Source organism: Glaciimonas sp. GNP009, assembly GCF_054343755.1.
In genome coordinates, this window is the sequence record NZ_JBTGUV010000004.1 from 1,032,398 (window position 1) to 1,046,252 (window position 13,855).

Consider the following 13,855-nt stretch of genomic DNA (forward strand, 5'->3'; position numbering starts at 1 on the left):
TAAAAACACTTGATTGCATCAGCATGGTTACTTCACCTTATTTGCGTAATCCTATTAACCCTTTAGTGCACACGTCACCGATTGCGCCTTCAGCACATCCACGATGATCTGCGGCGTAATACCAATCAAAAAACCGCGACGACCACCATTAATATAAATAACCGGCAAAGATAAAATACTCTGCTCAATGTAAATTGGCATGGCCTTACGCACTCCAAACGGCGAGGTACCGCCGATCATATAACCGGAATGGCGCTGAGCGACTTCCGGCTTACACGATACCACTGACTTGCAGCCGATCTGCCGTGCCAGATTTTTAGTTGAAACCTGACAATCCCCATGCATCAGGACAATCATTGGCCGCGCCGTATCGTCCTGCATGACAAGCGTCTTCACCACTTGATGCTCTTCAACGCCTAAAGCGACGGACGACGTCGCGGTCCCGCCATGCTCTTCGTAGGAATAGGGATGCTCTGAAAAGGATAGACCGTGCTGACGCAAGAATTGCGTCGCCGGGGTCTCCGAAATATGCTCTTTTTTTGCCATATAGGACTAAAAGCGCAAAAATGGCCCGAACCAGCAAGGCTCGGACCATCGTTTAAGAATAATCATTGATACGACTATGTCGACCATATTTTCCGCAATGCGAATCGTCTGAAAAGAGGTAGTAACAAAACCATCATCAGTCACCGCAAGGAACCGGAGTCCTTGCAAACAAACCGATTAACGTCATCGTTAGCTTATTACCTCGTTGCTTTTTTCACGTAATCATCGCGTACTTAAGTAACGCCTTAAGCGTCTGTAACCGCCTGAAAACTACATGTGAATGGGCGCTCAGCGTTACTTTACACTTAATCAACATACAATCAACACTCAATCACTCCAGATGAAACAACGCAGTTGCGTCAACACGCCGGAGTCAAAGTATTTGTTTATGACGGTGTCGCTTCCGTAGATCCTGGTGTAGCGCCATTCGATGAATCGGTAGATGTTTCTGATTCGTCCGCATCATCCTCAATTACTTCACCTGTGACCTCATCGACAGAACCTTTTTCGGCTTTGCGTTTCAGCTTTTCTTCTTTTTTCTTTTTCTTTTCAAGCTCTTTTTGACGCTTTTCGTATTGAAAATTCGTTTTTGCCAATTTGGCCCCCTTAAGTAGATACTGTAAATGCTTTAAATAGACTTTGTATGATGAACACAGGATACAGTAGAAACAAATGCCTTTGAAGGAATTCGGCCCAGTCTTCATTTCACTCTCATTCTAGAGGCGCTATATAGAAGCGCAATCAACGCGGATTTCCTCGGCGCAACCAGCAAATCCCTAACGACCTCGAGGATGATGTTCTGCATGCAAAATTTTCAGCCGCTCGCGGGCAACATGCGTATAAATCTGCGTTGTTGAAATATCGGCATGCCCTAGTAAAAGCTGGACAACGCGCAAATCCGCACCGTGATTCAGCAAATGCGTGGCAAACGCATGACGTAAAGTATGCGGTGATAAAGGTGCATTGATCGCCCCCAAGCGCGCATTTTTCTTGATCAGCGTCCAAAACATTTGGCGCGTCATGGGACCGCCCCGCGCAGTGACAAACAACGCGTCATTCACTTGCCCCGATAAAATAACCGGTCGCGCTTGCGCCAGATAGCGCACGATCCAACTACGCGCTTCCTCGCCAAACGGCACCAGTCGCGTCTTGTCGCCTTTGCCAGTAATCCGCAGCACGCCTTCATTCATGCCGACTTCTATCGATTTCAATAACACCAGTTCGGACACGCGCAAACCGCTGGCATACATCAGCTCGAGCATGGTGCGGTCACGCAAGCCTAAAGGCGTGTTGACGTCCGGTGTCGCCAGCAACGTTTCGACTTGTGACTCTGACAAACTATTCAGATTACGCGGTGGCGCTTTGGCAGACCGCAAATGCAAGCATGGATCGACAGCGATGCGATTCTGGCGCAACGCCAGCAAATAAAAGCGTTTAAGAACCGCCAGGCGTCGATTCGATGAGGTGGCCTTGCTGTCACATTTAAATTTAAGATAATCAACAAGGTCATTGGCCTCAATACCGAGCAATGGCTTTTTTCGCTCCGCTTGTAACCAATAGGCAAACAAGGTCATGTCGCGACGATAAGCCTCTAACGAATTTTTTGCCAAACCGTCCTCTAACCATAACGTATCGCAAAATTCATCGATAGCGGTTTGGTTATCAATGTTCAGTTGCGGCCTGGCATCGACCAAAACAGGCAAACTTTTCACAGATCGACAACTCCTTCGTGCGTCAGCAACCAGCGTTTTACTCCCACATGGAAACCATTGACCTCATCATCGTGCGAAAAACCGCCAAGACCGCCAGCGGCGGTAACACGATGGCATGGAATCACCAGCGGAAACCAATTGGCACCACAAGCTTGTCCTACGGCCCGTGGCGCCGACTGAACCAATCGGGCAACCTCTCCATAAGTTAGCACGTCACCACGTGGAATAGCCACGATTTGCGCCCATACCTTACGTTGAAATACAGTGCCGATGGCAGCCAATGGCAAATCGAAGCAAAAGTCGGGATTGTGCAAATAATGAATGATCTGTTGTGCAGCACGTTCGGTTAACGCATCCATCGGCGCTTTTTCCGCATACGACTTTGGCAAATATACCAACTCGCGCAGGACGCCGGAATCGGATCGAATTCCCACCGCACCAAATGGTGCCATAACGATGCCAGAAAAGAGTGCGGATGCGCCCGCATTGGTGAATTGCCGCTCAGAACTATTTTTCATGCGCTTATTTGGTCGCCAAAACAGGAATTTCTGAGTCAAATAAAGCCGGGGCCTCGATGCGAGAAGTAATCATTAAAATTCAATTAAGCATCAATTAAGCATCAATTAAGCATCAATTAAGCATGAACTAAGCGTCAATTGAAACGCAATTTATAAGCATTAAAAATAAAAAAGGCGCATCTGACGATGCGCCCCAAATACTTCTCTATACGTTCCCGGCCGTTTAAACAGCTTCATTTGAAACGCACTGTCTCCTCAGTATCCCCGGTATCAATACCGTTTTTATGCACCACCACCTATAACCTAAAATTCTTACCCTTGATCCATCCTGTCACCACGATTTAGCAACTGTTGCCGCACAAAAAAAACACTGCTCGTGATTCAGAATGGGCCCCAAAAATAAAAGGGACCTTTTTCCGCTTCGCACCCTTTTGGGGCTAAAGCGCAAAATTCAATGGGTGACGAACTCTAACAGGAGTTAACTAATTTTTACAAATAATTTTAATGAATCAATGTGGTTATTCTAGATAGTTTTAGCCTAATTCAAATTAAAAACTATGGTTTTATTCGAATTAATGTTAATGGAGAAGTTATCTTAAAAAATGCTCGTCAGGAACTATCAGGACTTAATTGATGTTGTCAAAAAATAGATAGCATTGGCATCATTTACATGAATTTGATCAAAATTGACTGCAATTGCAAAAAAATCGCTGGTCGGCGGTGAGTAACTTTATTGAAAACACCCACTTTACTAAAAATTAAATACTTCGTTACTTATTAACATCAGCCATCGCAGATTCTTTTCTCACTGCATCAATTAAATCTTTACCAATTCGACCAGCCATCTGCGTTTGAAGCGGTAATAAGGCCGCACGCCATTCCGCATTTTCTTTAACATTCAGATGATAAATCGCCGTTTTTCCGGTTTTTTGTATCGCCGCCAACGCAGCCGCATTTTCCTCCTGAGCCCTGGCATTGCCGTACTTGGTTGCCTCCGCCATTGCCTGCGTTAACGCGGTACGAATATCCCACGGTAAGCTGTCCCAAAACTTTTTATTGACGATAACTGCGTAGCCAAGATATCCATGATTTGAGACCGTGATATTTTTTTGTACCTCGTACATTTTTTGGGTGTACAAGTTTGAAGGAGGATTTTCAGTGCCATCAACAACACCACTCCTCAACGCTTGCACCACGTCTGAAAAAGCCAGCGTCTGAGGATTGGCCCCGAGTGCACGCATCTGGACGTCCAAAACCTTTGACGATTGAATACGCATTTTCAGCATGTTGAAGTCAGCCGGAACACGCAACGGCTTATTCGCCGACATCACTTTAAAACCATTATCCCAATAGGCCAGACCAATAATCCCTTTGGACTCCAGCTTGTTCAAGAGTTGCTTACCAATGGGGCCTTGCGTCACCCGATGCACGGCCTCCAAGTTTGGAAACATATACGGTAAATCAAATACTTCAAACTCCTTCATCCCCAGCGGACCAAACTTCGCCAATGAAGGTGCCAGCATTTGAACAGCACCAAGCTGCAACGCTTCAAGTTCCTCTTTATCTTTATAGAGTGTGCTATTCGAATATAGCGCAATCCTGACACGCCCTTTGGTCGCTTTTTCGGCCAACTCTTTAAACCGCTGCGCAGCTTCCCCTTTAGGCGCATCGCTGGCAACCACGTGACTGAACTTGATAACGATTGGTTCTTGTGCAGCAACCTGGCAACTGACTAATGTCGCAGCCAACAATATTGCCACACGCACTATTTCTGCCACCAACGATTTTTGTTTCATGCTTACCCCAAGTGATCAACGGATGGATTGTTACCGGATCTGGCCGCAGTGTGCACAAGCTGCGCCGCACTCACAAGTGTGGATAACCGCAAAAATCCACCAAAAAATGCGCCTATCACACCTCGTCAGCTACACTAGTAGCTCAATCGCTCTGTTTCTTCAGCGAAAACCAACACAACCACACCGCCAACCCCGCTAAAACGCGTTTAGCTGTCATTATTCCCTTATGCCACAAACAACATTTAAGCGATTACCCAACATAACTACCGCGGGACTGCAGCGCACCTGGCGGTGGCTGATTCCGATTTTTTTGGTACTGCTATTTTTGGCTGTTCTCATATGGTTACCGTGGCAATCCCGACAAATGGAAGCCAATGACCGGCAAGACCAGTTGATCGCCGATACGCTCTGGGTTGAGCAAGCCATCACTTTTCAGCTCAACCGCGATGACGAGAGTGTCCGTCTGATCGCCAGCGAGATCATTAAACATCACTTGACCGTTGCGCAATTTGCCGACCGTCTGAAGCCGCTATTAAAAAACAGCCGCGAGCTACGCGGAATCGCCTGGCTCAATGCCGAAGACCATATCATCGCAGGAACCGACGCCTTGCAAATCACGAATCCTGACTATATAACCCACGCAACTAAATCAGCAAAACTGGTACGCGATGCCAAGATTCCGCAATACACGCCGCCCTATAAGCTGATCGACACGGCCAACGCCATGTACATCGATTACAGCGTCCCATTATTTATAAACAATCAATATCTCGGCAGCCTTGTCAGCACGTATTCTGTCAGCGGCATTCTCAATGAATTGGTGCCATGGTGGTTTGCACAAGATAACGAAATTTCACTCACTGACGCAGACGAGGTCACCATCGCCAAGCGCGCCGCTGGTGGCCGTGGCCATGACGTCTACACGCATCGTCGACCAATCGACCTGCCAGGGTTATCTCTAATATTACGTACCAACAGCGTCAAGAGCGCACCGCAATTTTTACCCAATTTATTGGTCGGATCAGTCATCGCCTTATCGCTTGGCCTAGTATGGAGTTTACTGGCGCTGTGGCGCGATATTCACCGCCGGCTAGCTGCAGAAAATGCACTACGCCAAGAAGTTGCATTTCGTAGCGCCATGGAGAACTCACTCGTCACCGGATTGCGTGCGCGTGATCTCAAAGGTCGTGTCACCTATGTCAATCCGGCATTCTGTGCCATGGTCGGCCTCGACGCAGACCGATTGGTAGGCAAAGTCCCGCCAATGCCCTATTGGGCGCCTGAGGCACTGGAAGAATTCCAGGAACGCTTTACAAAAGTGTTAGAAGGCGAAGGAACGCCGCAATATGAAGCTATTTTTCTGCGAGCCAATGGCGAACGGTTTCCGGTGCTGATATTCGAATCAGCATTGGTCGATGCGCAAGGCCAGCAAACAGGATGGATGGGATCGATACTAGATATTTCAGAACCACGCCGCGCCGAAGAATTAAATCGAAAACAGCAAGAAAAACTGGAATCCAGCGCCCGCCTCGCCAGCATGGGCGAGATCGCATCGACGCTGGCGCATGAACTGAACCAGCCGCTCGCCGCCATCTCCAGTTACACCACCGGCGCGATGAATATGCTGGAAAGTGGCAGCATCAATGCGCCCCAACTGAAACTGGCCCTAGGAAAAGTCAACACGCAAGCACAACGTGCCGGACAAATTATTCGTAGTGTGCACGAGTTCGTCAAAAATCGTGACCCCATCCGCGAGCCACTGGCAATCCGCACACTAGTCGACAACATCATGCCATTGGTCGAATTACAAGCGCAGACTTCTCAGGTCAATGTTCGGGTCGAGATTGCACCATCATTGCCATGGGTATCCGCAGACCGCATGATGCTGGAGCAAGTCCTTCTCAATCTGACCCGCAATGCCATTGAATCAATGTCAGAGAACAGTGCCACCCGTCGCATCTTGCGCATCAAAGCAGTAGCACTCGATCTCGACACAGAAACGCCACAAATCGTCATCTCTGTGATCGATCAGGGCCACGGCATTCCGGCTGACGTGGCAGCACGCTTGTTTTCACCGTTCTACTCAACTAAAGCCCACGGCATGGGCATGGGACTCAATATATGTCGCACCGCCATAGAATTTCATGGCGGCACACTGAACTACTCGGACAACGATGGCGGTGGGACAATTTTTCAGTTCTCGTTGCCGGCAAATTTTCCGCATAGTCAGCGATGACTACATTGAAGAGGGCGTAATGCGGTATTCTGTTTTCTCCCTCTCAATAGTTTAAATATCTTACTGGACGTGCCACCTTGAGAGATGTTTTCGGATGTACCGTGAGAAAGACGCTGTATTCGGGACCCAAAAACTTGAATTGTGTATCGATACACGATACAATAATTCTATGATAAAAAGCTTTCGACACAAGGAACTGCAACGCTTTTTTGAGCTGGGCAGCAAAGCGGGCATCCATGCTGGACACGCGACTAAATTGCGGCTTCAATTGGCTGCTCTGGATCAAGCGATAAAGCCGGAAGACTTATCAGCCCCTTCCTGGGGACTACACCCGTTGAAGGGGGATCTAAAAGGACATTGGGCGATCACGGTTAATGGGAACTGGCGAATGATTTTCGCTTTTGATGCTAGTGACGCGATTCTTGTAGATTATCGCGACTACCACTGATTTTTACGGAGGTTTATATGACGCGTATGCATAACCCGCCACATCCTGGTGAGGTATTAAGAGAGTATCTGGGCGACGTGACCGTGACGGACGCGGCCACCCGTCTTGGCGTTGGTCGCGTCACGCTTCAACGCATCGTTACCGGCGCTGCGGGAATTTCTCCTGACATGGCATATCGCCTGGGTTCGGCCTTCGGCACCAGTCCTGAACTGTGGGCAGGAATGCAATTGCAATATGATTTACACAAGGCAGGAAAGGTCAAACGACCAAAAATCGAGCGCATCGCAGCATAGCTAAAAGAAAATACGGCTATGGATAGGCATGCATAGACATACAGTTGACTGTGAGACACGACTGAACTAAGGCTATTTTGCGTAAATCCGACAATAACGAATAGATATTATGCTGCACATCATTGACGACGAAGAAGTAATCCGCGATGCCTTAAGCTGGCTTGCGCAATCACGCGCCATTCCCGCACTGAGTTATTCCAGCGCGCAACATTTTTTGGCATCACTCGACATTGCCACCAACGAAGCCGCCGCAATTGAAAAATTAACCAACGCTGCTGCCGCCATCGGCACGGCGAATTCCGGTTTACATAAAAGTGACGCACAGACCCCCGAAGGCGATTGTCTGTTACTTGACGTTCGCATGCCTGGGATGAGCGGCCTGGCGTTGTTCGACGTATTGTCGGCCAGGAAACTCACGCAACGTTATCCAGTCATTTTTTTAACCGGCCACGGCGATGTTCCCATGGCAGTCGACACCCTCAAGCGCGGCGCTTTCGATTTTTTCGAAAAGCCCTTCAATGACAATAAATTGATGGACCGCGTACAAGAAGCTCTACAAACTTCACGCGCAGCAATCGCGCGCAGCGTGATCGACAGCCGCCTCGCCAACCTATCCATCCGAGAACGCGCAGTACTAGACTTAATCCTGATCGGCAAAATGAACAAAGTCATCGCCGACCAGCTTGGCATCAGCATGCGCACGGTAGAAGTCCACCGCGCCCATATTTTTGACAAAATGCATGTAAAGACAGCGGTGGAACTGGCAAGATTATTGAACTAGCTGGCTAACCTCATTACCAATTTCGAACTACCCACCACCGACCACCGACTCCTATAACAGCACTATCGTCGCCCGTGCAAATCAGTCGCACCGAAATGCGGCGGTGCCAACATTGCCTGCGCCGAATTGACTGCACTACCGACGTCATGGCCATTCTTTGCATATTGCCCGACCAGATCACAACCAAGACCCGCCGCATTACTCTTCTTGAGATGCAAATCGAGCAACGCAGCCGACTCCGCCCACAAATTGACCGCAGGAGGCCTGGCGCGCAGTTGTTCAAACTGCGCAACAACGGCATCAAAATTAAACTGCGGAATCTTCTGATTGAGCAGCGTATCAGTAGAACCGGCAGCATCAACGGTCGAATTGTCAGTCACCGTCTGCAAAGATAACACGCGACGACCATCCACTTTCGTGAACCAATTATCAATAATTGCCTGCTGTTTCCGAGCCTTAGCCAACACCCGATCGCCCGCTTGTCCAAACAGCAAAGCAGCAGCGGCGATTCCCTCGCTAACATGCACAGCAACCACCTGCTTGCCTATGCTATCTGTTATCACTTTGTCGTCGTTATCTGCTTCGCTGCTAACGTCATCATTGTCAGCTTGACCGTTATCATCACTAACGTCAGCATGACTATACTGATCTGCATTCATAAAGCCCATGCTATCGGCAGCTTCGGGCAGGGCAATTGGATATGCTGAAAGTAATTCTGTTCCGGTCAATGTCTTGCCATCGGCAAACTGGAATTGATTGATTTGATAACTAGCGCCATTAAAATAATTAGCCACCGTGATGCTGTCACCGTTGCCGTAGTCTATGATTAAGTCATTCTTGACGCGTCGCAAACCGTTTAAAGCATCAGCACTGACGTCTGTGAATCGGATCACATCCGTGCGACCGCCGCCCGAGTAATCAGTACCATAATCATAATTGTTGATCGTGTCGTGGCCGTCGCCGCGACTTAACATATAGGTGTCATTACCAAAGCCACCATTGAGCATATCGTCACCCTTGCCACCGGTCAGAATGTCGTTGCCAGCGCCGCCGCTTAACGTATCTTCGCCGCTACCGCTGGTCAGAATATCATTCCCATCGCCACCGCTTAACGTATCCTTGCCAGCGCCGGTGGTCAGCGTATCGTTTCCACTTCCACCGTCTAATTGATTATTACCTTCGCCCCCTTCCAGCACGTCATCGCCCGATCCGCCAATCAATGTGTCGTTGCCGTCGCCTGCGAATAACCGGTCATTGCCGCTGCCACCATTCAGATAATTATTTCCAGTACCGCCGTCGATGACGTCATCACCGCCAAAGCTATAAATCGTGTCATTACCGCCGCCTGCATAAATCGTCTCGCCACTATCAGAAAATCGCAGATTGTCATTATTGTCGGTCAGCATCACCGGATGCGTAGCCAGTATTTGTGCGCCGGTCCACACCTGACCATCAGCAAACCGGAACTGGTTGATTTGATAGTTCACGCCATCAAAATAGTTGCTGATCGTGAGACTGTCACCGCTTCCGAATTCGATGATCAGGTCTGTATTGACAGTACGCAGACCCTGAATATCGCTGGCATTCATATCGGTAAAAATCACGACATCCGTGCGACCACCACCCGAGTAATCAGTACCATAATCATAGTTATCAATCGTGTCGTGTCCATCACCACGACTTAACATATAGGTGTCATTACCAAAGCCACCATTGAGCATATCGTCACCCTTGCCACCGGTCAGAATGTCGTTACCAGCCCCGCCGCTTAACGTATCTTCGCCGCTACCGCTGGTCAGAATATCATTCCCATCGCCACCGCTTAACGTATCCTTGCCAGCGCCGGTGGTCAGCGTATCGTTACCACTTCCACCGTCTAATTGATTATTACCTTCACCACCTTCCAGCACGTCATCGCCCGATTCGCCAATCAATGTATCGTTGCCGTCGCCTGCGAATAACCGGTCATTGCCGCTGCCACCATTCAGATAATTATTTCCAGTACCGCCATCGATGACGTCATCACCGCCAAAGCTATAAATCGTGTCATTACCGCCGCCTGCATAAATCGTCTCGCCACTATCAGAAAATCGCAGATTGTCATTATTGTCGGTCAGCATCACCGGATGCGTAGCCAGTATTTGTGCGCCGGTCCACACCTGACCATCAGCAAACCGGAACTGGTTGATTTGATAGTTCACGCCATCAAAATAGTTGCTGATCGTGAGACTGTCACCGCTTCCAAATTCGATAATCAGATCTGTATTGACAGTACGCAGACCCTGAATATCGCTGGCATTCATATCAGTAAAAATCACGACATCCGTGCGACCACCGCCCGAGTAATCAGTACCATAATCATAATTGTTGATCGTGTCGTGGCCGTCACCGCGACTTAACATATAGGTGTCATTACCAAAGCCACCATTGAGCATATCGTCACCCTTGCCACCGGTCAGAATGTCGTTGCCAGCGCCGCCGCTTAACGTATCTTCGCCGCTACCGCTGGTCAGAATATCATTCCCATCGCCACCGCTTAACGTATCCTTGCCAGCGCCGGTGGTCAGCGTATCGTTTCCACTTCCACCGTCTAATTGATTATTACCTTCGCCCCCTTCCAGCACGTCATCGCCCGATCCGCCAATCAATGTGTCGTTGCCGTCGCCTGCGAATAACCGGTCATTGCCGCTGCCACCATTCAGATAATTATTTCCAGTACCGCCGTCGATGACGTCATCACCGCCAAAGCTATAAATCGTGTCATTACCGCCGCCTGCATAAATCGTCTCGCCACTATCAGAAAATCGCAGATTGTCATTATTGTCGGTCAGCATCACCGGATGCGTAGCCAGTATTTGTGCGCCGGTCCACACCTGACCATCAGCAAACCGGAACTGGTTGATTTGATAGTTCACGCCATCAAAATAGTTGCTGATCGTGAGACTGTCACCGCTTCCAAATTCGATGATCAGATCTGTATTGACAGTACGCAGACCGCGGATATCGCTGGCATTCATATCGGTAAAAATTACGACATCCGTGCGACCGCCGCCCGAGTAATCAGTACCATAATCATAATTGTTGATCGTGTCGTGGCCGTCGCCGCGACTTAACATATAGGTGTCATTACCAAAGCCACCATTGAGCATATCGTCACCCTTGCCACCGGTCAGAATGTCGTTGCCAGCGCCGCCGCTTAACGTATCTTCGCCGCTACCGCTGGTCAGAATATCATTCCCATCGCCACCGCTTAACGTATCCTTGCCAGCGCCGGTGGTCAGCGTATCGTTTCCACTTCCACCGTCTAATTGATTATTACCTTCCCCCCCTTCCAGCACGTCATCGCCCGATTCGCCAATCAATGTATCGTTGCCGTCGCCACCTAGCAAAGTGTCATTACCTTCGCCACCGTTGAGACGATCGTCACCAGCATTGCCACTAAGCGTGTCATCGCCATCGCCACCATTTAACGTATCGTCGCCCCCTCCTCCTAGCATCAAATCGTTACCTGCATAACCATATAAAGTATCATTCCTAAGGCCCCCAACAATTAGATCACTTTTCTTCGTACCATTCTTGTTCATAACGCTGCTCAGTTCAGCAAATAACTTTTGTATTTCAGGCGATGCATCCATTGTGGAGAGACCCAGCGCGATCATCTCCGCCCCGATCCAGATAAAATCCTGCATCGCACTTCCCGCTGCACGATTAAAGTCGATCAAATCGTACAACCCCTTTATGCCATCCGCCGCAATCGCTGCCTTGAAGTGTTTTTCCAGCGCACCATAATCCAAGTGCATCCCATCGGCATCCACCTTCAATGTAATCTGATCGATCAACGATTTAAAGCGTGTTTGCAACAATAACGAACCGTAGATCGATTCCTGCAATGCGTCATAAGCTAGATTGAGGCTGTTTACCTGTTCGGGATATAAACTAATCGTGATAGTCCCAGGCTGACCATTTTTGCCTTCCGCCATATTGAATCCGTTTAAACCATGACCAACAAAATTATGCATCGCAAAATAATATTGCCCGTTAAACGCTTCCAGAATATGCAGCTTCTTTTCCCACGCGGCAACGATGGCGCGACCGGCGGCGTCGTCGGTGATGACCTGACCGCCCAGCGATTGCCAGATCACCGTATAAGCACTGCCAGCGCGTTCTTGCAGGGTTTTAGTCATGCCGGATGTGTCGACCCAATCGGACAGCATTTGATCCAGCAAGCCGCGCTGTTCTTCTCGTGTGGTGGCGGCGCTGTAGTGCGCTAATACGCTTTGTAGCGAAGTGGATAAGCTGGCGGCTTCGCGCAGGTCGCGCACTTTGCCTGCGCCTTGCATATCGGGCAGGTCTTTGACGTTATCGGCAATCACGACTTCATCAGTAAATTCCCGATGGAAGGCGTCTTCTTCAAAATTCACGTCACCCATGTTGCCGGTGCTGCCATCGGTTTTTGTGTACGTACCTTGGTCGGCTAACTGGTTACCATTGGCGAGTGTTTGGTTATGTGATTTTTTGTTGACGTTGAGACTGGCGATGCCGAGTTGATCCAGCGTGAATAATTCATTGGCTTGAGATATGCCATCCTGATTGAGATCATGCCAGACTTTGAGCTGATTCCAGTTGGCGTCGTTTTTATCGATCTTGCCATCGTGGTTGGAATCCAGATCAGCCAGTGCACCGAAACCATCGCTGGCGGTGTGGCCGTTGTCGAGTTGGGTGGAATTGCCGAAGAGTTCCGTTCCGTTATCGATCACGCCGTTGCCGTTGCGATCCATGACGAGCAAGCCATCGTCAGCGCCGACCCAGCCGGTCGCGGTTTTGATACCGTCGTTGTTGTTGTCGAAGTAGATGTTGTTTTTGCTGCTGACGGTTACGATGCCGTCGCCATCTAGGTCGAGGACCAAGGGATCGCAGCGGTAGGTGCGTGAACGGTTGAAGAAATCTCTGATGGCATCGCCGCCCAACATGCGCCACGCGCCAGCCGCGTTTGCGGCGGCGGCTTTACCGAATGCTTCGCCGTATTCTCGTGCATCTCCATCAGGTAACTGGACGTAATCGTTGCCTAATCCACCGAAGACGGTTGGGACGATATCGCCCATGGTGCCGGCCCATGCCCATTTTGGTAGATCGAAACCGTCTACCGCTGATTTTACGTCCTCTGCAATAATTTTTCCGGCATCAGGAATGCCTTTTTCTTTAAGGACACGTTCAATGACTTTTTTTGCCAATCCATCAGATACTTCCTGAAACTTAGCTTCACTAATCGGCTTACCCATTTGCTCCCCAATCGACTCCGTCGCCCCCCGCACAAACTCGCTAGATTTGGAACCATCATTGGCGTTAATACTGGCAGCGCGATCCAGCCAGGTTTCCAGACGATTGCGCTCATCGGTGTAATTATTCTTTTGCATTTCTCCTACGATATCGCGCAGATAGCGGTACGCGTCGGCGTACTGATGATTAACTCCCATTTCTTGAAGGGCCAGCACTTCATGGATGGACAATTCAATAGCAGACATAGT

Annotated in this window: 10 protein-coding genes; 4 read left to right on the forward strand and 6 right to left on the reverse strand. The window is 49.2% G+C overall.

Annotated elements, in window-relative coordinates; genetic code table 11:
* Nucleotides 1–54: 54 nt before the first annotated feature.
* The 5 genes from ACXX82_RS05595 to ACXX82_RS05615 all read right to left on the reverse strand — a co-directional run bounded on the left by ACXX82_RS05595 (nt 55) and on the right by ACXX82_RS05615 (nt 4,572).
* On the reverse strand, nt 55–546 hold the full coding sequence (locus ACXX82_RS05595) for an aminoacyl-tRNA deacylase (protein WP_458562581.1): 492 nt from the start codon (nt 544–546) through the stop codon (nt 55–57).
* Nucleotides 547–932: 386 nt separating this feature from the next.
* Entirely contained in the window at nt 933–1,142 is a 210-nt protein-coding gene (locus tag ACXX82_RS05600) for a hypothetical protein (protein WP_322232580.1), read from the reverse strand.
* A 180-nt stretch (nt 1,143–1,322) separates the two neighbouring features.
* Entirely contained in the window at nt 1,323–2,249 is a 927-nt protein-coding gene (xerD, locus tag ACXX82_RS05605) for a site-specific tyrosine recombinase XerD (RefSeq protein WP_323506667.1), read from the reverse strand.
* Nucleotides 2,250–2,254: 5 nt separating this feature from the next.
* A complete protein-coding gene (locus tag ACXX82_RS05610; RefSeq protein ID WP_322232581.1) occupies nt 2,255–2,776 on the reverse strand; it encodes a methylated-DNA--[protein]-cysteine S-methyltransferase in 522 nt (173 codons plus the stop codon).
* Between the two features lie 770 nt (nt 2,777–3,546).
* Nucleotides 3,547–4,572: a TRAP transporter substrate-binding protein gene (locus ACXX82_RS05615; RefSeq protein ID WP_323506621.1), complete on the reverse strand. Its 1,026-nt coding sequence runs from the start codon at nt 4,570–4,572 to the stop codon at nt 3,547–3,549.
* A 226-nt stretch (nt 4,573–4,798) separates the two neighbouring features.
* Here ACXX82_RS05615 and ACXX82_RS05620 point away from each other — a divergent pair, with 226 nt between their 5' ends.
* From ACXX82_RS05620 to ACXX82_RS05635, 4 genes are all read left to right on the forward strand, one after another.
* Nucleotides 4,799–6,808, forward strand: coding sequence for a two-component system sensor histidine kinase NtrB (locus ACXX82_RS05620; RefSeq protein ID WP_322232583.1), 2,010 nt, complete (start codon nt 4,799–4,801; stop codon nt 6,806–6,808).
* Between the two features lie 169 nt (nt 6,809–6,977).
* Nucleotides 6,978–7,256 (forward strand): type II toxin-antitoxin system RelE/ParE family toxin, encoded by a 279-nt coding sequence (locus ACXX82_RS05625; protein WP_322232584.1) that lies wholly within the window; start codon nt 6,978–6,980, stop codon nt 7,254–7,256.
* 17 nt (nt 7,257–7,273) lie between these two features.
* Nucleotides 7,274–7,549 carry a HigA family addiction module antitoxin gene (locus ACXX82_RS05630; RefSeq protein WP_322232585.1) on the forward strand — a complete coding sequence of 92 codons (276 nt, stop codon included), beginning with the start codon at nt 7,274–7,276 and terminating at the stop codon, nt 7,547–7,549.
* 109 nt (nt 7,550–7,658) lie between these two features.
* On the forward strand, nt 7,659–8,330 hold the full coding sequence (locus ACXX82_RS05635; RefSeq protein WP_458562582.1) for a response regulator transcription factor: 672 nt from the start codon (nt 7,659–7,661) through the stop codon (nt 8,328–8,330).
* A gap of 62 nt (nt 8,331–8,392) precedes the next feature.
* Here ACXX82_RS05635 and ACXX82_RS05640 read toward each other — a convergent pair whose 3' ends face one another.
* Complete coding sequence (locus ACXX82_RS05640) at nt 8,393–13,852, reverse strand: calcium-binding protein (protein ID WP_458562583.1); 5,460 nt, start codon at nt 13,850–13,852, stop codon at nt 8,393–8,395.
* Nucleotides 13,853–13,855 lie beyond the last annotated feature (3 nt).